A 23,335-nucleotide genomic window follows, 5' to 3' on the forward strand; every position below is an offset into this window, starting at 1 on the left:
CCTGTCAATACTTTTCGTTTTATATCAGAATGGACCATATCCTATGAAGTGAGCTATGATAACAGCTACTAATCCGATGAGATAGTGAATGAACACAAGTGGCAGAATCCACTTTGCCCACTTTGTCCAAGAAATTCCTGCAATCGCCAAGCCTGCCATTAAGGTCGTAGCGGTCGGAAAAATCATATTTCCGATTCCATCAGCAAAAGAGAAAGATAACACTGCAGTTTGGCGTGTAATACCCAATAAGTCTGCAAGTGGCACCATAATCGGCATTGTCAGCATCGCATGACCAGTGCCAGATGCTAGAACAAAATGAATAAGAGCTTGGAAATTGTACATGCCAACAACGCTTAAATAGTCCGGAATATGCTTGATTGATACAGATAATTGATGCAGCATAGGGTCAACGATATGTCCCTCATTCAATACAACAAGAATGGCGCGCGATACACCAATAATCAAAGCACCGCCGAGCAAGGATGCAGAGCCGTTTATAAAGGAGTTAACAATCTGATCTGCAGATAGTTTGCCGATGATCCCAATTATTATTGTCAATAAAAGGAACAAAGATGTAATTTCTGTAATGTACCATTGGAATTTGATTACACCAAACGCCAAAACGATATAATTAATTACAAAAGCCCCTAAGATGAACTTATGTCTTGCTGTTAACTTCCCACTTGATTGCAGTAATTTTTCTGCGTCTTCTTTTGTATACTTTCCGTAGATTCCTATAGAAGGATTTTTCTTTACCTTCATTGCGTAACGATAGATATAAAGAACAGAAACAAGGTAGATGATAACAAATAAAATAAGGCGAAACAATATGCCTGAGAACATCGGTAATTCTGCGATTCCTTGGGCAAGTCCTACTGTGAAAGGATTCATGATGGCAGTTGTAAACCCTGACAATGCTCCTACTATGACGATAGCAGTTCCTGTAATTGCATCAAATCCCAGAGCCAACGCCAGCGGAATGATAAGAGGAAGATAAGCCAGTGTTTCTTCCGCCATCCCCATTAAAGAACCACCTACAGCGAAAAACAGCGTCACGACAGGAATCAATAGTTTTTCACGCTTCGCCAACTTCCTAGCCATTGTAGCGATAAGCACATCAACCGTACCTGTTGCTCGTAAGACACCAAAAAACCCTCCGATAATCAACAAGAAAAATATAATATTGCCGGCTTCTACCATTCCCGTATGAACAGCTTTTATCATATCGAAAAATCCGACCGGAGTTGATGCTATCGATTTAAAAGAATTTGGGTCTACAGTTGTCCGGTCATTTACTTCAATCCGTGCATATTCTCCGGTCGGCAAAAAATAAGTTAATAGGGTCGCTATTACAAGAATGCCGAACAGCAATACAAAAACATTAATTTTTTTCTCTTTTTTTCCAAGCGAAACAGTCTGTTCGTGTAGTTGGCTCATATGTGCTCCTCCTTTGTATTTAAAATAAATGGGTTGAAATAGAATGCTTACCAAAGTGCCGCCAATAGACTATGTTCTTTTTCGCGTATTCTGCTGTTTACCTCCTTTTCATAACCTCGGACACTTCATCGATTTATATATGCAATATCTGTGCCAGTATTAATAGATTGATTTTTAAGGGGATTTTTATGGTAAGATTCGAGTTTTTGGTTTTTATTGTTCTTTTTTGGCGATATAATAGAACCAATTTAAACGTAGGCAGGTGTTTTAATGTCAAAATTTTCACTTACACTCATAGCTGGAAGCTCAAAAACAAAGCAAGCCTTACAGGAGCAACTGGAACAATTGCTTGGAGACTATGTTCATATTAAAAGCTATGCTGCGGATGAGGGAATACCGCAGTCCCTTGAAGATACAATTATCTTGTATTCATCAGCTTCTGTTTATGATCAAACAAATGATATGTATACCGTGAATGCTGAGGAAATAATTGTGGGAAAGAGAACAGTTCATCATGAATATATTGATAAACTTTTAAGAATACCTGAAGATTCATCAGTTCTGGTGGTGAATGATAATGATGATGCAACTATAAATCTTATTGAATCCTTATATCAACTTGGTATCGATCATATTCAATTTATCCCTTTTCGGAAGGGGGTATTGTTTTATGATGATGTTCGAATTGCCGTTTCGCCAGGAGAAACACATCTGTGCCCTTCTTACATAAAAGAAGTAATCGATATAGGCGTACGTCTTTTTGATATGACAACAATCCTGGAGGTTGTAGAATGTTGCGGTTTGAACAAGGATATATCCTCGAAGGTTTCAGAAAGGTATATTAGCAATATCATTGAATTACAACGTAAACTATTACATGCAGAGCGGGATGCTAAGCAGATGAGCGAGCATATCCAAAATGTGTTGGGAACTGTCGATGATGGAATATTGGTCGTTAACCAGGAAGGACGGATTACGGTAATCAATGAACGTCTTACGGCATTGTTTCATATTGTGGCACAAGATGTGGTTAATGAGTATATAGAACATGTGATGAGTCGTCGGGATATTACCGATTTCATCATGAATGGAAAGGATGAAAGCAAGTTCTTCAACATAGATGGCGTGGATGTCGTAATTTTTCGATTGCAAATGGTGCAAGAAAATACAATTGTCGCAACTTTTAAGAGTGTACATCAAGCCTTTGAAATTGAAAAAACAGCGCAAAGAGAAATGCGTAATAAAGGATTTCATACTAAATACGGATTTCAGGATATTATTGGCGAACATACTGTAATGAAAGAGCGTAAGCGAATCGCCAAGAAACTTGCCTTATCAGAACATCCAATTTTAATTCAGGGTGATACAGGAACAGGAAAAGAACTGTTTGCCCATGCTATTCATGAGCATTCATTGCGAAAAAACGGACCGTTTCTGGCTGTAAACTGTAGCGCATTAACAGAGAACCTGCTTGAAAGTGAATTGTTCGGTTACGAAGAAGGGACATTTACAGGAGCACAAAAGGGGGGCAAGAAAGGTCTGTTTGAATTAGCGGATAACGGAACTATCTTTTTGGATGAAATCGGCGATATAAGTCTTACAGTTCAATCACATCTGCTGCGCGTTCTGCAGGAGGGAGAAATCCGAAGAATCGGCGGTGTAAGAATTATACCTGTTAATGTTCGAGTGATTACCGCAACAAATAAAGATCTTCAAGGAAAGATACGGGCCGGTTCATTCAAAGCCGGTTCATTCAAAGCCGATTTATTTTACCGACTGAATGTACTTAATCTCTGTATTCCACCACTCATTGAGAGAAGGGCGGATATACCAATTTTGATTAAGCATTTCATCACAAAGAGCGGAAAATGGGTAAAGATAGAACAAGATGTGCTGGAGTATTTCATGCAATATGAATGGCCTGGAAATATACGAGAACTAAAAAGCACAATTGATTATATGCTGACAATTTGTGAGGGAAATGTAGTGACGAAAGGAGATCTTCCGTCCATGATGGGACAAGAGGGAGGTAGCGTTACATCCGAATATTCCGTATGTGGAAGTATACTGGAAATGAAGGAGCATGTTTTTATATTGGAAGTAATCAAGCAATGCAATGAAAAAGGAAAAGCGGCAAGCAGAGATCTGCTTTCAAGTAAAAGCAAAGAATCAGACTTTATTTTATCCCCTCAGCAAATTCGCCGCCGCCTGGATATTTTAGAAAGTGAAGGATTTGTCGTAAAAGGCAGAGGGCGGGCCGGTACAAAGATCACTGATGCCGGAATAGAGTATTTGTATTTTCTTAAATCAAAGTCTGCTGTGTATTGCTAAAGAAATCATTCCTATATTTTGATTGTGAATGGAAATGATATAATTAGCCATTACTAAAAGCGATAATACGAACATTTGAACTTTTTTATAGCCGTATAACAAAAAAGCGCTATTGTTTCTGTAGAATCAAAGGAAAGGATGGCGGTTTTTTAGGTACTGGGCCATAAAAGATGGTTGATGTTAAGCCATCTTTTATTTTTTATTATGAAAATTAAATTTGAAATCATAATTTTCTATCCTAAATAAAAAAATAAGCTTAGTTTTTTTATTCAGCTGCAGAGATAAATAAATTTCACGTACCGTATTTTATATTAATAAGAAAAATTCAGTAATACTGGGATTTTAAGTGATTCAATTATCTTTATTCCCCATAATGGACAGAAAGGTAAAAAAGGAAGCAGTTAGCATTTTAAAGTTGAGAGACTTGTATGATTAGCCCTATATTATAATTATATATGCTATGAAAACTATATCTAAAAAGGAGTGATTTTAATATGTACAAACTTAAAACAAAAGAAACTAACAATAGTGTAATTGAATTTATTGAAAGTGTTGAAAATCTTAAAAAACGAGAAAACGCATATCAATTATTAGATATATTTACTGAAACAACAGGCTATACAGCAAAAATATGGGGACCAAGTATTATCGGCTTTGGAACATACCATTATAAGTATGCATCTGGTCATGAGGGAGATGCTCCATTAGTAGGCTTTTCTCCGAGAAAAGCTAAAATTAGTCTATATTTTGCAGCTGGTGATCCTAAGCAAGAGGAACTATTAAAAAGCTTTGGAAAATACACCTCTGGAAAATCGTGTATTTATATAAATAAAATAGCAGACATTGATAGTAATGTTCTAAAAGCGCTAATCAAACAATCTGTAAGTTTTTTGAAGGAAACGTATCAAAATCATTAATGAATTTTATAGAATTACTTTGAACATTTTCCTAGAGTGCCCCTTCATACCCAGAATCGTGTCCGTATTCCTTAAGGCGTAGGTATCAAAATAAGGGGACGATAAAAATATTATGTTAACAATGTAAGGTGTCACAAATTTTTAATATATTATTGTGATTGAATAAAGTAACACTGGAGTAAATGATTAGAAACGCCAAATTAGAGAAATAAAAAAGTTCCACTTATTTATATTAGGGGTAGTACCACATCGCCATCAACTTAAAGAATCAAAATCCCCCATAACGAGAGTTCTATTCATTATTGACTACTTATGCTGATGGTACAATTAGGGTAATGGAGGGATAAGGTGGAATATATTGTATTTTATGAAATGCGGTTTCTTATAATCGGTACTGCAATGAGACAAAACAAATTTCTATGAAATTATTTATAATGAATGTAAATTCATATTGGAGCTGAAATACATGGATTATATAAGTTATTTAAGAAATATGGTTGGACATGAAAAAGTAATTATGGTGGTCGCAGGTTGTTTTGTATTGAATGAAAAGAATGAAGTGCTTCTGCAATTACGATCTGATAATGGAAAGTGGGGACACCCTGGCGGATTTATGGAATTTGGTGAGACAGTTGAAGATACAGCAAGGAGAGAAGTGTTTGAAGAAACTGGTTTGAAATTAGGGAAACTTGAATTCTTTAATGTGTATTCTGGAAAAAAATACGAACGAGCACTATCTAACGGTGATCAAGTTGCCTTAGTGAAATTGACTTATATTTGTAGAGATTTTCATGGAACATTACATACTAATAACGAAGAAAGCTTACAGCTAAAATTTTTCCCCTTAGATAACTTGCCTGAACTATGGCAGAACCAACAAGAAGTTTTAGACGATTTGTTGGAGTTTATGGAAATAAAGAACTAATTTTTCCTATCAAATAGGCAAAAGAGCCCTATGGTTACGCACACTTAGATAACATAAAACCCTTCTAAAATCAGAAAGAGGGAAAGGGTGGAGATTAAGAGGACAAACCCTGTTATTATGAGATTTGTCCTCTTTTTTTGATATTATTTTACTTTTGACTAGCGTGTTTTTTTTCAAAAATGTTGGTGATGTGGTACTACCCCATCGCTATCAACTTAAGAATTTTATAACACCCCCAAAACAAAAAAATGTACATTTTCACATGAAGATGTCAATTCTCTCGTTTTGGGGTATTTGTATTTCTTAGCTTGATAGCGATGGAGCGTGCCCCCCTTTTAGAACAAAAAAATAGGATTCCCCTGGCCAGGAGAATCCTATTATATACCTTAAAATTATAAAAATGATTTATAGCATAAATAAATTATTTTATCAAGTAAAAATCACTGATCACAGCTTTTTTCGTACAAATATTGACACCTAGCAAGCGTTAAATGGATAAAAAGACTTTTCTTTAAGTGGCTCAAAAAAGAAGGAATTCTTGCCGTACCCCTTTTTGAATTCCGTTTCTATAACTTGGGAATCCCATGATTATGGAAAAATTCTATAATTCTACTTATTTGAATGCTTTTCCGATGGGATATTCCGCTGCAACTCATTAATAAATTTATAAGTTAATGGAGCTTTTTCTTCTAACTCAGCCTTCGTGTCTGGACCAGCATAAAAATAGGCAAAGGCTTCGGCGAAATATTCTTCCTTGTAATCGAAATATGGATTGTCATTAAAATCATCATGCTCCAAAGCATGAAATTCAGTAAACTCATCCGAATAACTAATATTGTCAAATACATAACGATCAATGGAATGGGCTGTTTCATGCAGCTCAAGGCTTACAGAACTATGCATCTTTTTATAGCTGTAACCGATTCGAGCAACAACTGTCTGCCCACCTGCACCTGGCACATCATCCCACGTATATGGAGTATGTTCCCATCCCCTTGGAACGGTTCCCCTTAAATATTCATACTCCGGCAAATCAGTAAGAGGGAAATTAATCAGTTTAACCTGAACTCCCTGTTTATGCATGGTGATCAATATATTAGTTGGGATGCTCCAGAGACGATCAACCATATTTTGGGTCTCTTCATGATCAAATTCACCCTTTGTTTCAACCGTCACAACCCTTTCAAGAACATTGTTCATTTTAAGTGATTGGGTAGTTCCGGATTCTCCAAATGCAGCAGTAGAAAATGAGAATGTTAAAACAGTGGTCAATAATAACGCGGAAAATGCTTTTTTCAATAAAATCCTTTTCATAAGCTCCTCCTAAATTTAGTATATTATAGTTAAATATTCGAAAATTAATTCTTTTTCCCTTTATGGGGTACGACGCATGCCCATAAACTTAAGAAAACAAATCCACCCCAAAACGAAAAAATGAGCTTTTTTATTACAAATTAGGACAAAATCTCGTTCTGGGAGAGTTGTATTTTCTTAGCTTGATAGCGATGGGGTACCGCCAGCATTTCGGAAAAACCCACGTTAGGCAAAAAATAAAATAAGCTGCCCATATGGACAGCTCATTTACATAATTATCGTTATAGGAAGCGAATTTTTAATATTAGAGCAAACTCCTCCCCATTTGGAGAGAAGTACGATCCGTTCTTAATATTTTTTCTTTTTAAGTCGGTAAAGTCCTGTCAGACTAGCTCCTGCTGCAATGACAATCATAATAATAAAGATGCTTAGAGAAGCAACTTTATTTGGAATCAACTTAGCAAAGTTTGTCCAAAGTAATGCAATGGTTGCTAACCAGACTAATCCTATTAGACTAGTCCAACTCGTTTTTTTTGTCATATTTTACTCACCTCCTATTTCTTAATTGTATCATTTAAAATAAGCAATTTTCTTTGTATTTTTGTATGTATACCATATTCATGTAAGGTTAACATAATGTCTTATTATCAGTAGTCAACAATTAATAGAATTTTCGTTATGGGGGGATTTTGAATTTTTAGGTTAATGGTGATGTGGCGATACCCCTAATTAATTGATATTTGGGGATTACTAGATGATTTGGTTGGACAATTGAAGTATGAAGCAAAAAAAGAAGGACAAGCATACAAACAAATCTACTTATTTTTCATATCAATATAGTATACCTAAAAAAGGAGGTTTACATTTTGAATTTTTGGAACAAAAGTACTTGTCGTTGTTGTCCTATTCCAGGAACAACAGCAGGTCTTAAAAAAAGAATTAGAAATCTGGAAAAACAAAATGAGCAACAAGCAATACAAATTATGCAATTAGATCAAAGACTTCGTACAGTAGAAAACAGATTGAACATCCCATAAAATTTCAATTAAGCCAGGTATATCAAGGATTTAAATTGCTTTTTAAGACCTGTCTCTATTATCACTATCACTTAACTAGTAATTTACTTTTTTTATAGATAATGATGATAATCATTAAGATCAATATTAACTTCTAATTACGTTGTGAAAAAACTGTATACGATATACAAAGTTAGTTCACATAACGCACTATTATAAGAACCAAACCTTTTTTAAACTATTAATATCTTTCATAAGTACAGGCAATCAGTTCGATATGTTAATAGTATATTGTACTTGAATTTATTGTTTTAAATTTTATATTGAAAGGAATAATAGCATGTCAAAAAAACATATTTTTGATTACATCGTGATTGGTGCGGGCACTGCCGGAGGAATAATTTCCAAAGAATTAACGGATGACAAAAGTACTTCTGTGCTTGTCCTTGAAGCAGGAACAAACATGACGGAGGAATTAAGCAGTCCTAATCTTTTGGTCTCTATTTTAAATGCTAGTGAAAATAGACATTCATTTCATGTTACTTCTATAATTGAGCAAACGATTGGTCGTCAGTTGATAACAGCAAGTGGTCGTGCCATTGGTGGAAGTTCTGAACATAATCAGATGTTAGCCGTACGTGGTAGTCGTGATCTTTATGATGAGTGGGCAAATCTTGTCGGGAGTCAATGGAGTTACAAAAATATTCGTTCTTTATTTAAACAAAATGAAACCTACACAGGAAATACACAAAGACCGAACCAACGAGGAACAAATGGTCCAATTTTTATTAGACAACAAAACATTCCTAATCAAGGAGTAATTCAAACTTTAGCACAAGCCACTTCAGAAGTCTTTAATATCCCAATTGTGGAGGATTACAATACAGGGATAAGAGATGTCATAGCCCTAAAAGGCCAATATATTCAAAAGTTGGAAAATGGAAAATTGGTTCGCTCCTCGACCGCAACCGGGTATTTAAACGACCAAATTGTCACTCAAGGAAATGAATTTCAATCTGATGAATTTGGAGTTGGTCAGAGAAAATTGGTCATTTTTGCAAAAACAACAGTGGATAAAGTTCTATTTAAAGAAAAAAAGGGGGTTAACATCGCTGTTGGCGTTCAATATGTTAGGAACGGGGTGTCACAACGAAGTTATGCCCGAAAAGGAATTATTGTTTCCGCAGGCCAATTTTCCTCCGTCATACTTCAACGCTCAGGGATTGGTAAGTCTGAAGATTTAGCTAAAGCCGGCATATCAACCCTAGTAGAAAGCCATCAAGTCGGATACAACTTCCAAACACACTATTCTGTCGGTATGGGAATTAGAGTGGAAACAGGAAGACTTCTTCAGGTATTGGCTGCTGATCCTAATCAGCCAGTAGCATTTGGAGCGTTTAAAAAGGTTAATAACATTATAGGCGGACGGCGCCTTCAATTATTAGGCTTTCCACTTCCGGTTTTTGTACCTAGTCAGGAAATTGCAATAAATGGTTGGGATTTCAATGAGACAAAACCTAGTAATATTATGAGTATCGGAATTGTAGATGTAAATCCAAGAAGCCGAGGTACTGTCATGGTTTCCCATAGCGACCCAGAGGCATATCCAACTATTGATTTAAACCCGTTGGCAAATCCAGATGATCTAAATTTCATGGTAAATCAATATATTGAGACGTATAACATGATTGTTAGAGCACGCGAACTCGATCCGGGAGGAATCTATCAGGTAGTTTTTCCTGATGAAAGCGTATTCCAAATTCCAGATGAGAATGAAAAGCGGGCTAAATTGGCTGGTTTTGTCAGAGCTTCATATTCCCTTTTTACTCACTTCGGAGGGCAATGTAAAATGGGTAAAAATATTAAAAAAGGGGTTGTTGATGGATTCCTGAATGTTTTTGGGACCAAAAATCTTAAAGTCGCTGATCTTTCCATCGCTCCGATTTTACCGGACGGGAATACGTCAATACCAGCCCAAATGATAGGATTGAATGCAGTACGTTTTATTCGAGAGGATCTTTCCCTATATGTCGTTGATGATAAGGAACTTAAGGATTATGAAGATGAAATTGATAAGAAGTAAAAAAATGAATACTTTATACATTAATAGTTAACATAACGCACATTATCGGTAGCGAGGAAAAAGCAGATTCCTTGTAAGAGTAGGGATCTGCCTTTTTCTATGATTCTATTCATTTCTTTATACATTCCTATCCTGTCGTGGTTTTTAAGGTTCCCGTTTGTTACTGGATTAGCCAAAAAACTGTATAAAACCTTGCATGCCCTTAGCGGGATTTTTCCCGAAATGCTGGCGGTAGCCCATGCCCATCAACTTAAGAATTTTATAATGCCCCTAAAACAAAAAAATTGCCCATTTTCACCTAAAGATGTCAATTTTCTCGTTTTGGGGTATTTGTTTGTCTTAGCTTGATTGTGATGTGGTGCTACCCCGACTATAGATAATAAGAACTTATGCGTTGGCGAGATGATACCAGCATACTTACCAATCTTGCTAAACGATCAAAATAAATATGAGCATGCATGTATAATTCCTAATGGTAAATTAGTTGGGTACACATATAAAAAATTAGATTTTACTTTGTTAACCGTATGAAAATCTATTTTTAAATAAACAAAAACCTGAGTATTAAGTGGGTATAATTCTGTCAATCTACACCACTCACAAAAAACAGAAGATGTCTTCTGTTAACAAAAGATAAATAACTTGAAAATTTTAATTCTTTTTACAAATAACTCACAAAATTAACATATTTTAAATTTATTGTTATATATGTTGATTATTTTATATGGATAGTTTTTTTATAATTATTACATCACAGGAGGTTTTTCAATGGATATGGATACTTACTATTGGGAAATGGTAAAAAAGAACATTGGTGTCTATTCAAAAGCAGAACAAGAATGTCTTAGGAATAAAAGAGTAATTATCTTTGGATTAGGGGGAGTAGGAGGTTATGAAGCCATCCTTTTTTCTAGAATGGGGGTTGGACATATTACAGGAATCGATCCAGATGAATTTGAAATATCTAATATAAACAGACAAATGTTAGCGCTTTCTAGTGTGGTAGGAAAACCAAAAGCAAAAGTTGCTGAACAAGTTGTAAAAGATATTTATCCTTATATCTCAACAAACTTTATACAAACAAAAGTAGATGAAGACAACGTGGTGGAATTAATGAAGGGTCATGATATTGTGGTAGAAGCAGTAGATGATATGCCTTCTAGGGTCATTATACATAGAACAGCTAGAGAATTAGGGATACCAAGTGTAGGTATGTCAGGGAGTCCTCCTACAAGAGGATTTGTTTCTACATTCTTTCCAACTGGGATTCCATATGAAGAGGCGTTGAATGTTTCTGTTGTAGGATCCATATTAACAGATTCAAAGTTAAGGCAGCAAATTGCTGATATTAAGAAAAAAAGAGCATGGTATTCGGTTGATAAGGGAGCGCCTGAAGAGTGGGCGAAAGATTTTTGTGAGGGAAAAGTAGGCTGGATTATTACTCCTATGCGAGCACATCTTTTATCGTTATTTAGCTTTCATGAAGCGATACAAGTGTTAACTGGTCGTGAACCTTTGGCTAGAGCACCAAAGGGCATTGTTATAGATGTAGATAGTCTCACTCCTGTCCAGATAAAAGACGCACCAGAAAACGGTTGGGATTATGCAACATTATAAGGGGGAAGCAAAATTGTTCACTGAAAATTTAAATACACAAAATATATATGAAGAAAGCTTTACACGAAATATTGGTGTAATTTCAATAGAAGAACAGAAAAAATTAAAGAATGCTCGTGTTACTGTAGTTGGTGCTGGGGGAGTAGGGGGGATTACGCTTATCCAGTTGGCACGAATGGGGATAGGGAATCTTCATGTGATTGATCAAGATGTTTTTGAAGCGAGTAATATTAATCGACAAATGCTTAGTTCTATAAGTAAGTTAGGGAAGCCAAAGGCACTTGTGGCTCTAGAAACCTTAAAAGACATTAATCCCCTACTACAGGTAAAAATAACACAAGAGTTTGTTACAGAAGATAACGCAAAAGATCTGTTAGCAAATACAGATATTATTATAGATGCAACTGATAATTTGGTAGCAAGGGTTATTATTCACCGTATGGCTCAAACTTTAGAGATTCCTTCTATTTGGATTGCTGTTACACCACCCTTTAGAGGTGGAGTCATGTCATTAACCCCTGAATCTGTACCTTATGAAATTGCGTTAGGATATCCATCTTATCAGCAAGAACTAACGCTTGAGATGCAAAACAAAATTCATGGTTTAAAAGATGGACGTGCTCTGTATTCTATTAAACATGGTGCAGATGAACAGTGGGCGAATAGCTATATAAATAAAGAGCGACCATGGGCTGTACTATCTCCTGTTGCAAACATTATAGGGATTCTAGCAAGCTTTGAAGCATTTAAGTTTATTGTAAATCGAGAAGATTTACAACCTATTATCAGTCCAAACCTTATACAGATTAACCTTTCACATCCAAATATGGTACAGGTATGTGAACCTGAAAACGGCAGTTGGGATTATACAACTTTATAGAAGAGGTAAAATATATGGTTTCTTTTCTATTGTTAGGAATTATTTTTATACTTGCTTTGATTGTTAAAGATTATGCACTAGCTATTGCAGCAAGTTTATTAGGTGTGTTATTTGCTATGGGACAAAAAGCTATCTTGCATGCTATTCAGCAATATGCTTTTCCAATTGGTATATTCTTTCTCATGTTATTTCTTTTAGTTCCCATTACTTCAGGGAAGATTTCGAGTGATAACATAATGAAGTTAATTACTTCTCCAATTGGGTGGGGATCGATTTTAGCGGGGTTTATAGTGTCGTTTATAGGAGGAAAAGGAGTAGGGGTACTACCGATGAATCCAACTATATTATTGGGTGTTTTAATAGGTACTTTGATGGCTGTATTGTTTACAAAGGGGTTACCGGCGGGGTTAATTATTGCAGCTGGAATAATAGCCATCATTTCTATGAAATGAAAGGGATTTTAAAAATGAAAAAGAATTGGAAATCTATAAGTTTAATGGGTATTTTTTTCGTTCTTTTACTGTCTAGCTGTTCAAATCATCAAGAAGTTTCAAAGGGGACGAAAACTTCTAAAATAATAAAAGAAGAATATAAAATTCCAATAGAAGACGAAACATTATTTTTACTTCATAAAAGTGTAAATACAAAAAAGCAATATACATCAGACGAAATCATTTTGTTTTTAGAACCATTTAGTGTTCCTACTGCAGCAGCTTTTGATGTATCAAAATATTCATGGATGGATGAGTATGCAAAAAAAGGATATGATACGTGGGCAATGGATTTTAGAGGATTTGGGCAATCTTCAAGGCCAAAAGAAATGTCAGAAGCGCCTAACTTAAATAAACCAGTCGTTCATTTAGATGGTGCAACAAAAGATTTAGAAACGGTTGTGAATTGGATTAAAAGTAAAAGGAATGTAAAAAAAATTCATCTTGTTGGCTGGTCATACGGGGGAGTGGTAGCTGGAAATTATGCAATATCACATTTTGATGATGTTAATACACTTGTTTTATATGGGTACATGCATGGGTTTACGCTTCCAATGATGACAGAGCCCTTTGACAATCCGTTACAGCAGGGGGAATTCAATCCTCATGCACCCTCTTATCAAACTGTAGACTTTGATAAAGGAATGCATCACTGGCATATGATGATGGGCGAGAAAAAAATTGTCACAAATGAAGCTATGGATTCTGTAAAAGACGTATTTCTTCACTCAGATCCAATTAGCGAGAAAAATAATGGCATCATTCGTCGACCGATGGGGCCTCTAGAAGATTTATATTCTATTTGGAATAACCGTCCTTTATATGATGCATCTCAGATTACTGCTCCTGTGCTGGTTATTTATGGAGAAGATGATTTATTTGCCGATAGAGATATGCTATCGAAATTAACTGGGACTAAGCAAAAAAAGGAAGTTGTGATTCCTAATGCAACACACTGGGCAGTATATGAAAAAAATCATGATGTTCTATTTAAAGAAGTATTGAATTTTATAGAAATGAAAGAAGGAAAAAAGGGATGAACAGAGATATAACAATCTTAGATGCTACTTTGCGAGAAGGGGAACAACAATGTGGTGTTCGTTTTTCAAAGAAAGATAAAATTACGCTGGTTCATATGCTTGAGGATTTTGGAATCCGTTTAATTGAAGTTGGACATCCTGGAATTTCTCGTGAAGAAGAAGCGGTTTGTCGAGAAGTTGCGGCTGCTGCAAAACAAGCTGATATTCTAATGCATGCTCGAGCGAAAAAAGAAGAAGTTCATGCTGCATATCGAGCAGGAGCTGATTGGATAGGGATTTGGGCATCTATTAATCCGATTTCTTTACAAACCAAGTATACAAATCGATCAAAAGATTATGTGATGAATCAAGTGAAACAAGCGATTGAAGAAGCTCGTTACTTAGGCATGAAAATCCGATTCACAATTGAAGATGCTTCCAGAACTACTTGGGAAGATATTTCTTACCTTGGAAAAATTGCATATCAAGCGGGAGCAAATCGAATTAGTTTAGCTGATACGGTGGGAATTTGGGAACCTAATGAGTGTGCAACCATAGTCAAGAAAGCGGTTGAAACATTCCCCTGTGAAATTGAAGTACACCTACATAATGATTTAGGACTAGCACTAGCGAATGCTCTTGCAGCTATTGATGCTGGGGCTTCTGTCATTGATGCAACTTTATGCGGGATTGGTGAACGGGCTGGAATTGTTGATTTACTAAATTTATCTGTTCTGTTATCACAAAAATATAATCAACACTTTCAATTGAAAATGATTCCAGAATTAACACAATCTCTTCAATTGGCTACAGGTTGTAAAGTCGATCATTGGAGACCTATTATTGGAAAAAATGTTTTTACACATACAGCACCTTATCACGTAAAAGCTGTGAATTATAATGTTTTAGCATATGAAGGAGTTCAACCTGAAATGATAGGAAGAGTGAGGAAGATACAACAAAAACGGGTAGAACGAAAAGGCCCTCGCCTTTCAAAGAATTTACGCGTCAGTAAACCATTTGTAAAAGGGGCATCTGAACTTTTGTATCATAGGGATGGGCCAGGAGAACGATGGGTGCAAATGGATTATAGAACAGATGAGCGTGCTTCATTCTATGTAATACAACGTATATTCTGTAATCAGCATATGGACGAAAACTTGGAAGGTCATGTGGATTATCATGCACATCATTGTGATAGTGCTTTTGTGTTTTGGGGTAATAACATAGATGGTACAGGGCTTATATGTAAAGTGGAAATCGAGGGAGACGTGCAAACCATTGAGAGCCCTGCATCTGTTTTTATTCCATCAGGTTTCAAACATAAATACAAGTACCTTTCAGGTGTAGGAACATACACAAACATTGTACTAGCCCCTAATTACAATTCAAGCTTGTTGGGGTAGCACCACATCGCTATCAAGCTAAGCTCATACAACGTCAATTATAGTAGAGGTTGTTTCTTTTTTCTAAAGACTACGTATAGGGAATTTAAAGATTTGCATACGAAATAAACCCTAACGGGTTTCGCTTTTTTGAATTAAGCGGCTTGATTATCAGACAGGGTACAATTGTAAACGACACCTAATATATCAAAGACCGTTTTTTTCTCATATCGATGAGATTTCCGTCCGTTTTGCTGTAGGAGGCTGAACAGGCGAAGTAAAACCTTTGATAGCTCTTGGGTGTCTTTCTGTATAGCTTGGAAAAGAAGAAGAAAATAATCTTTAATCATATATATGGCCTTATACTCACTCAATTCTCGTTTCTTTTTCATAAGAAGTAATTGCCGCATTTGAAACATGATAGAAGAACAGAGTAGAATGGCAATCAATTGTCCATACAAATGGCACTCCCATCTTTCTCGTTTTATCTTTTTACACTGATGAATTTGAAAGAATGACTTCCACGTTTTAAATAAAATTTCGATTTGCCAACGTAAAGAATACCAATCATGTACTTGTCCCATCGGGACAGTATCTGTGGGGGTGTTTGTCATATATACATTGATACCACTGAGTCGTTTACTACGAGGAGAATACTTCATTCCTTTCTTTTTTTCTCTTACAATTTGATCTTGTAATCGTTTTTGTTGTTGTTCTTTTGTTAGCCGATGAATAATCACACGAGTTGGTACTTTATCAGTCATTCCTACATAAGCATCGGATACTTCACATGTTTGTCCTGGTTGAAGAGAGTTCATTAAGACCTCCATATCTATCTGTATATACTCTGTACTCTTCTTGATTCTTCCATCTTGAAAATAATCAGGGGTGGAATTTTTTTGATAAATACGTGTATTTGATTTAATACGAGAGATATAGTAAGCCTTTTTATCTTGTATATGTTGAAGATCTTTCAAGTGAAAATAACCTAAATCTCGGATACATAAATCATTCGCTTTCAAAGTTGGGACACACAGTGAACCATAGGTTCGATCATGTTGTTTACCTGGACCTGTATGAATATGTAGGAACTGTCCACTTAATAGATCATACTCAAGCTGAATCTTCACCCCCGCTGTATGGCTGCATCCTCCTGCGCCTGGATAAACAGATGAAAATACATCGGGAAGTTGAAATGCAGTTGAATCTAGGATACGAATACGCTTGAAAATAGAAGTGTATGGAGAAGAGAACAGCTTAGTTGAAGATAACTTTTGGTTGAGAAGTTCGGCTAACACTTGTTGTAGAAATTGCACGGCTGTGGCATTAAATCTTTGATTCAGTCCTTCAGGACTGATGAGCACTTCTGTTGATGCTTCTAAACAGCTACATAACTGAGTTAAAGAGGTTTTAGCGACATTTTGACTAATCCATACACATAAAGCAACTAAATCTTTTGCTTGGTACTTACTGGTTCGTTGCACAAAACCAACGTCTCTAGCAAGATTTCGTAAGATATTTGGAGATAAGAAGCTTTGAACCTCTTGAGCAAATAGTTGTAATTCATCAGATACAGAAATAGACATATAAAAACGCCATCCTTTCCTATGATTCTACAGAAAGAATAACGTTTTTTTCGTTTTATAGATACAATTTTTCTTTAGTTCGATGAGCATGCGGCAGAATCACAGGTATAAGAAATATAAAAGGTGTAGAAAATTGTCAAAAAATACAAAAATATTATTGAATATATTTTAATAGTATTATATCATAAGGAATATTATGGTATAAGTTGTGTAATTTCAACTAAAAAAAGTAATTAGAACAATTATTTGCGAAAAATATTATTTCCTAACAATTGACGAATTCAGAAATGCTTTTGACGTAGTAAAAGGCTGTGGTTTTGAAGTTTGGTTAAATAACTACTCCTACACTGTAGTTGGTGGTATTTGCAAAGATAGTACACCAGGTGAATAAGTAGAGTGCTAATTAAACTTTAATATACTATAAAACAACAGGTATCTATTACTTTTTCATTAAGAAGAAAGTAATAGATACCTGTTGTTTTATAAATACTAATATAGGGAGATATTTATGGGGATTATAGAAGTTAAGAATTTAGAGAAATCATTTTTCATTGAAAAGAAAATGATAAACATCCTGAAAGGGGTAAATCTTGAAGTAAAGCAAGGAGAATTCCTATGTATCATGGGTGCGAGTGGCTCAGGTAAAACTACTTTGTTGCAATTACTTGGGGGGATAGATCAAACGACAAAAGGAGAAGTTAAAATAGGGGATACAGAAATCTCAATGATGAATGAAAAAGAATTGGCACTATTCCGAAGAAGGAAAATAGGATTCATTTTTCAGCAGTTTAACTTAATACCGATTTTCAATGCGGAAGAAAATGTTACCCTTCCTTTATTATTGGATAATGTCGAACAACAAAAAGCCACAAATCAAGCAAAAAAACTTTTGAAAATTGTTGGTTTAGAAGGCAAGGAGGAAAATCTTCCTTCTCAACTTTCTGGAGGTCAACAACAACGAGTAGCGATTGCTAGAGCTTTTGCTAATGATCCTGAAATTATATTAGCAGATGAACCGACAGGAGCATTAGATTCTGAAAACAGTAAAAATATAATTACTGTACTTAGGAATGCTTGTGATGACTTAAATCAAACGGCAGTTGTAGTAACACATGATCCTTTTGTAGCAGCTCATGCGGACAGGGTTGTTTTTCTATTGGATGGTTTAATAATTCATGAATACGAGGAAACTAACGAAAAGATTTCAGAGAAAGTTAAGCGTATTCAAGAAATAATGAACACACACTTTCAATAGAATGGGAGGTTTTGAAAATGTGGATTTTTAAATATGCTATAAAATCAATTAAGGAAAACCGATTAAGAACATCACTTATTGCCCTTGGTACAGCTTTAGGTGTTATGTTAGCCACAATGTTGTTACTAGGAAACAATTCTGTCGAAGAAACAGTAAAACAGCAAGTTAAGAACAATTACGGTGACTACAATTTGCAATTCGGTTATATGAAAAATGATCAATATTTAGATGACAAAGAAGTAGATCAAATAAAAAATATTAAAAACCTTAAAACAGTATCAAAGGTATTAATACCATATGTAATACCTAATAAACCGGAAATTTCAAACCAACCGGCGTATTGGGGAGTCGAACCAAATTCACCTGAAATCCGTGCTTATAAGATTGATCAAGGGAGATATCCAGAAAAAGGGGCAGAAGTTGCGATTACAAAATCCTATGTAGAGAAAAATGGGATTAAATTAGGTGAAAAAATTGAAATGCCTTTTCCACCTTTTAATAAAAAAACAGTAACAGTAGTTGGTATTATTAATCCACCAACAATGTCTGCAATGAAGCAAACTGCATTCTTTCCTATTGAGTGGCTACAAAATGAATTGAATTTGAAAAATAAATATAATTTAGTGCAAATAAAAGCGGTTAATGCTAATGAAAAAGCCTTTTTAGTTTCGGAAATAAAAAGCGTGTTAAATGGCGTGAAAATTGATCAACGTTTATATGTTGATAAAGCATTTGAACGCTTAAATATAATGAAACCTTTAATCTGGGGACTAGGTGGAGTTGCCCTATTTGTTGTGGCTCTTTTAGTCATGGGAAGCTTTTTCTTATCTGTACGTGATCGTCTTAAACAATGGGCCTTATTACGTGCCCTTGGAAGTGGATCTGTTCAAATAATAGGTGTAGTCCTACTTGAGTCTTTAATAATTGGTAGTATAGGTTCCTTAATAGGAGTTACAACGGGTACTTTATTTTATCGTTTAGTATCAGGATTGATTAATAGGTGGATAGGAGGGGCAACTGTTGATAGTGAGACTTTTATAATCTCATGGGGCCTATTAATTTCAACTTTTATTGTAGGAATTATGATGTCTATTATAGGGTCTATTATTCCAGCGATGTCTATAAGAAAAATTCCACCTGTAGAAGCTTTTAGACCTGTGATTTTGTCTGTCAATAAAAAGGAAAAGAAAATAAGTATAATTAGTTTCTTTGTAGCGATAGTTGGTATTGTCATTGGAACTTGTGCAACTTTCTTAGAGAAGTTAATTAAAGTAAATATTGGACCTATAGGAGCATTTTTATTTGTAATAGGTTTATTGTTTGCTATACCGTTCATCATTAGAGTTATTACACCAATAATCACTAAACCTTTCCAGCGCGTCTTTCGTATAGAAACTTCCATAAGTAGTCGAAACGTGATACGTAATAGACAAAAAGCAGCGATTTCAGTTGCAATATTGTCTTTTGGATTTATGTTAGCGTTGGTGGGAAGTATGTATATGAATTCAATGCAGGAAGGTATGAGGCAAGGGATAAAGAAAAGCATGCCAGCCGATTTATCTATTCGAGTACCAATGTTAGGTCGAGCAAATGAACATATTCCTTTTGAATGGTTAGAAAAAATAAAGCAAATTAAAGGTGTACAAAATACAGCAGCTATTGCAACAGATACGAAATCTGAATTAATTGATTATGATTTCAAAAAGGCTGATCCTGAATGGTACGAATTCGTGCGTAAGAATGATGTTAGCCCAAATATTATGGAGGTTTCTGGAATAGATTTAGCTGCATTTAATGATATAAAAAAAATTAAAGTAGCATCAGGGCGAAGTTTAGAAGAACCTCTAAAAGATGGCGAAGGAATTCTTTCAAAGAAAACAGCTGATTATTTAGGGATAAAAATAAATGACAAAATCAAAGTGCAATCAACAGGCCATGAGCCACAGTTTATTAAAATTACATCGATATTAGAACAAAGTTTACAAATGAATACAATGGGAGTATTTGTTAATGAGGAATGGGCAAAAAAGAACTTCCAAATAAAAGGTTATGAATCTATAGAAATAATGGTAGATTCTCATAAGAATATTAATGAAATACAACAGAAGGTTAACCAAGTTATGAAGAATGGAACTAATATAGAACTTATTAATAGTACAGATTTATTAAAGGAACAGTTAACATTGTTAAATCAAATGTTACTATTGATTCAGTTATTAGTTGGTATTATTTTTGTAATTTCTGGTATTGGTTTAATGAATGCAATTATAGCAAGTATATATGAACGTCGTGCTGAAATAAGTATGATTCGAGCTGTTGGTGCAATTCCCGGACAAATGAAAAAAATTATTTGGTTAGAAGGGACTTTTTTAGGATTAATAGCAAGCATTATTGCAGCGTTTGGTGGAATTATATTTAGTTATATTGTGTTACCTAGTTTGGATTTAAAGATAGTAGATATTCCTTACCTACAAATATTATCTTTGGTCATAGTTAGTATATTATTGGGAACATGTGCAGGATTAATCGCTGCATATCAAATTAGAAAGTTTAAATTACATGATACATTAAAGGAATTATCATCTTAATTTAAACTTATCATATTGAGTTTTAAATAACTTTAATAACCTCCTACCAAATCAACAGGTAGGAGGTTATTGTCTTTTGGAGAACAAAATTTAACAACACTATTATTTCTGCACTACACACCAATAGCAAAAGGTATCGATAGATATGAAGGGAGTAGATGTTGTATATGTGTTTATTTATGAGAAAATAGCAAAACCAGTATTAATGGTTAAAAATCAACGTTCAACTTGGCCCCTACCATATGTTCATTAACTTATAAAGTTAGTTGTTCCCAAAAACGATAAAAATGAATGTCGGTTCTATAAAAAACACAAATTTTTCGTTTAGGGGGTACTTTAAAAAATTAGCTTGATGGCAATGGGGTAGCACCACATCGCTATCAAGCTAAAAAAACAGGTCACCCCCAAAATGAAAAAACATGTTAAATTCCCATAGATAACTATCTTATATTAATTATATAACCTAGTGTGTGATATAATAATATAAAGATATTATATTTAAAGGGGGGATTCAAATTGGTTAAAAACTTACCTTTACTAATAGTGATTTTAATACTTGGTGTAAGTTCTTCTACATTAAGTATGAATGGATACTTTTCTCCAGTTATAGAATGGTCTTTAATGATTATAAGTATTATTTTAAACATTACTGCAGTGATAGGTTTATCACTACACGTTCTTGTATACCAACCTATGAAAAGATTTGAAACAAATTTAAAAGAGACCTTCAAATAAAATAATTATATTTGAGGTAACACCACATCGCTATCGAGCTAAAAAAATGTATCCATAAAAAGAAAAAATACGCTATTCTTTCTGTAGAATCATAGGAAAGGATGGCGTTTTTTATGTCTGTTTCTGTGTCTGATGAATTACAACTATTTGCTCAAGAGATTCAAAGTTTTTTATCTCCAAATACCTTACGGAATCTTGCTAGAGATGTTGGTTTCGTACAACGAACCAGTAAGTACCAAGCAAAAGATTTAATAGCTTTATGTGTATGGGTGAGCCAAAATGTAGCTATGACTTCTTTAACTCAATTATCTAGCTGTTTAGAAGCATCAACAGCAGTACTTATCAGTCCTGAGGGACTGAATCAACGATTTAATAAGGCGGCCGTCCAACTTTTACAACACCTACTAGCCGAACTATTAAGCAAAAAATTGACCTCATCTATGCCGATTTCTTCTCCATATACTTCTGTTTTCAAGCGTATTCGTATTTTAGATTCAACTGCATTTCAACTTCCAGATCCTTTTTCATCCGTTTATCCAGGTGCAGGGGGATGCAGCCATACAGCGGGAGTAAAGATTCAGCTTGAGTATGATTTATTAAGTGGACAGTTCCTTCATATTCATACGGGTCCAGGGAAACAACATGATCGAACTTACGGTTCTCTGTGTGTTCCAACTGTGACAGCGAATGATTTATGTATCCGAGATTTAGGGTATTTTCATTTGAAAGATCTTCAACACATACAAGATAAAAAGGCTTACTATATCTCTCGTATTAAATCAAATACACGTATTTATCAAAAAAATCCCAACCCTGATTATTTTCAAGATGGAAGAATAAAGAAAGGTACAGAGTATATACAGATAGATATGGAGGTTGTAATGAACTCTCTTCAACCAGGACAAACATATGAAATATCTGACGCTTATGTAGGAATGACTGATAAAGTATCAACTCGTGTGATTGTTCATCGGCTAACAAAAGAACAACAACAAAAACGATTACAAGATCAAGCTGTAAGAGAAAAAAAGAAAGGAATGAAGTATTCCCCTCGTAGTAAACGTCTCAGTGGTATCAATGTATATATGACAAACACCCCTACAGATATTGTCCCGATGGGACAAGTACATGATTGGTACTCTTTACGTTGGCAAATCGAGATTATATTTAAAACATGGAAATCGTTCTTTCATATTCATCATTGTAAAAAGATAAAACGAGAACGATTAGAATGCCATTTGTATGGACAACTGATTGCCATTCTACTCTGTTCTTCTACCATGTTTCAAATGCGGCAATTACTTCTTATAAAAAAGAAACGAGAACTGAGTGAATATAAGGCCGTATATATGATTAAAGATTACTTTCTTCTTCTTTTCCAAGCTATACAGAAAGACACCCAAGAGCTATCAAAGATTCTAATTCGCTTGTTCAACCTCCTACAGCAAAACGGGCGAAAATCTCATCGATATGAGAAAAAAACGGTCTTTGATATATTAAGTGTCGTTTACAATTGTACCATGTCTGATAATCGAGCCGCTTAATTCAAAAAAGTGAAACCCATTAGGGTTTATTTCGTATGCAAATTTTTCAATCACCTACACTTGACCTTTAGAAAAAAGAAACAATCTCGCCTAAAATTGACTTTTCATAAGCTTAGCTTGATAGCGATGGGGTAGCACCACACATCCATCAACTTAAGGATTTAGACTATTCTTAAACTTAAAAGCACGTTACTATTCTCTTATGTTAATGA

At 34.9% G+C, this 23,335-nt stretch carries 18 protein-coding genes; 14 read left to right on the top strand and 4 right to left on the bottom strand.

Going from position 1 to position 23,335, the window contains the following annotated elements; genetic code table 11:
* Positions 1-24: 24 nt before the first annotated feature.
* Entirely contained in the window at positions 25-1,437 is a 1,413-nt protein-coding gene (locus NSQ47_RS25465; protein ID WP_341038404.1) for a YfcC family protein, read from the bottom strand.
* A gap of 270 nt (positions 1,438-1,707) precedes the next feature.
* Here NSQ47_RS25465 and NSQ47_RS25470 point away from each other — a divergent pair, with 270 nt between their 5' ends.
* From NSQ47_RS25470 to NSQ47_RS25480, 3 genes are all read left to right on the top strand, one after another.
* Complete coding sequence (locus NSQ47_RS25470) at positions 1,708-3,768, top strand: sigma 54-interacting transcriptional regulator (protein ID WP_341038406.1); 2,061 nt, start codon at positions 1,708-1,710, stop codon at positions 3,766-3,768.
* Positions 3,769-4,262: 494 nt separating this feature from the next.
* Entirely contained in the window at positions 4,263-4,685 is a 423-nt protein-coding gene (locus tag NSQ47_RS25475; protein ID WP_341038408.1) for a DUF1801 domain-containing protein, read from the top strand.
* A gap of 466 nt (positions 4,686-5,151) precedes the next feature.
* Positions 5,152-5,610, top strand: a complete 459-nt coding sequence (locus NSQ47_RS25480) for an NUDIX hydrolase (protein ID WP_341038409.1) — start codon at positions 5,152-5,154, stop codon at positions 5,608-5,610.
* Positions 5,611-6,219: 609 nt separating this feature from the next.
* On the opposite strand, the gene NSQ47_RS25485 is transcribed toward NSQ47_RS25480, so the two are convergent.
* Positions 6,220-6,924, bottom strand: coding sequence for an anthrax toxin lethal factor-related metalloendopeptidase (locus NSQ47_RS25485; RefSeq protein ID WP_341038410.1), 705 nt, complete (start codon positions 6,922-6,924; stop codon positions 6,220-6,222).
* Between the two features lie 348 nt (positions 6,925-7,272).
* A complete protein-coding gene (locus tag NSQ47_RS25490; protein ID WP_088099329.1) occupies positions 7,273-7,464 on the bottom strand; it encodes a hypothetical protein in 192 nt (63 codons plus the stop codon).
* 326 nt (positions 7,465-7,790) lie between these two features.
* Between NSQ47_RS25490 and NSQ47_RS25495 the strand changes: the two genes are divergently transcribed.
* The 7 genes from NSQ47_RS25495 (at position 7,791) to NSQ47_RS25525 (ending at position 15,436) form a co-directional block, all read left to right on the top strand.
* Positions 7,791-7,961, top strand: coding sequence for a hypothetical protein (locus NSQ47_RS25495; RefSeq protein ID WP_341038412.1), 171 nt, complete (start codon positions 7,791-7,793; stop codon positions 7,959-7,961).
* Positions 7,962-8,280: 319 nt separating this feature from the next.
* Positions 8,281-10,023 (top strand): GMC family oxidoreductase, encoded by a 1,743-nt coding sequence (locus NSQ47_RS25500; protein ID WP_341038414.1) that lies wholly within the window; start codon positions 8,281-8,283, stop codon positions 10,021-10,023.
* Between the two features lie 768 nt (positions 10,024-10,791).
* On the top strand, positions 10,792-11,640 hold the full coding sequence (locus NSQ47_RS25505) for a HesA/MoeB/ThiF family protein (protein WP_098448395.1): 849 nt from the start codon (positions 10,792-10,794) through the stop codon (positions 11,638-11,640).
* Positions 11,627-12,520, top strand: a complete 894-nt coding sequence (locus NSQ47_RS25510) for a HesA/MoeB/ThiF family protein (protein WP_445662108.1) — start codon at positions 11,627-11,629, stop codon at positions 12,518-12,520. The genes NSQ47_RS25505 and NSQ47_RS25510 overlap by 14 nt, the downstream gene beginning before the upstream one ends.
* Before the next feature lie 14 nt (positions 12,521-12,534).
* A complete protein-coding gene (locus NSQ47_RS25515; RefSeq protein ID WP_098882594.1) occupies positions 12,535-12,972 on the top strand; it encodes a DUF441 family protein in 438 nt (145 codons plus the stop codon).
* 14 nt (positions 12,973-12,986) lie between these two features.
* Positions 12,987-14,051 carry an alpha/beta hydrolase gene (locus tag NSQ47_RS25520; protein ID WP_341038421.1) on the top strand — a complete coding sequence of 355 codons (1,065 nt, stop codon included), beginning with the start codon at positions 12,987-12,989 and terminating at the stop codon, positions 14,049-14,051.
* The gene (locus NSQ47_RS25525) at positions 14,048-15,436 is read left to right on the top strand and encodes a homocitrate synthase/isopropylmalate synthase family protein (RefSeq protein ID WP_341038422.1); all 1,389 of its coding nucleotides are present in this window, start codon (positions 14,048-14,050) and stop codon (positions 15,434-15,436) included. The genes NSQ47_RS25520 and NSQ47_RS25525 overlap by 4 nt, the downstream gene beginning before the upstream one ends.
* Positions 15,437-15,570: 134 nt before the next feature.
* Here NSQ47_RS25525 and NSQ47_RS25530 read toward each other — a convergent pair whose 3' ends face one another.
* Entirely contained in the window at positions 15,571-17,001 is a 1,431-nt protein-coding gene (locus NSQ47_RS25530) for an IS4 family transposase (RefSeq protein WP_341038424.1), read from the bottom strand.
* 508 nt (positions 17,002-17,509) lie between these two features.
* Here NSQ47_RS25530 and NSQ47_RS25535 point away from each other — a divergent pair.
* The 4 genes from NSQ47_RS25535 to NSQ47_RS25550 all read left to right on the top strand — a co-directional run bounded on the left by NSQ47_RS25535 (position 17,510) and on the right by NSQ47_RS25550 (position 23,123).
* Positions 17,510-18,256, top strand: coding sequence for an ABC transporter ATP-binding protein (locus NSQ47_RS25535; protein WP_002130391.1), 747 nt, complete (start codon positions 17,510-17,512; stop codon positions 18,254-18,256).
* Positions 18,257-18,273: 17 nt separating this feature from the next.
* Positions 18,274-20,844 (top strand): ABC transporter permease, encoded by a 2,571-nt coding sequence (locus NSQ47_RS25540; protein WP_341038425.1) that lies wholly within the window; start codon positions 18,274-18,276, stop codon positions 20,842-20,844.
* 516 nt (positions 20,845-21,360) lie between these two features.
* On the top strand, positions 21,361-21,579 hold the full coding sequence (locus NSQ47_RS25545; RefSeq protein ID WP_002090568.1) for a hypothetical protein: 219 nt from the start codon (positions 21,361-21,363) through the stop codon (positions 21,577-21,579).
* 113 nt (positions 21,580-21,692) lie between these two features.
* Entirely contained in the window at positions 21,693-23,123 is a 1,431-nt protein-coding gene (locus NSQ47_RS25550; protein ID WP_098988135.1) for an IS4 family transposase, read from the top strand.
* Positions 23,124-23,335 lie beyond the last annotated feature (212 nt).

This window comes from Bacillus sp. FSL R10-2780, assembly GCF_038006125.1.
Taxonomy (GTDB): Bacteria; Bacillota; Bacilli; order Bacillales; family Bacillaceae_G; genus Bacillus_A; species Bacillus_A cereus_U.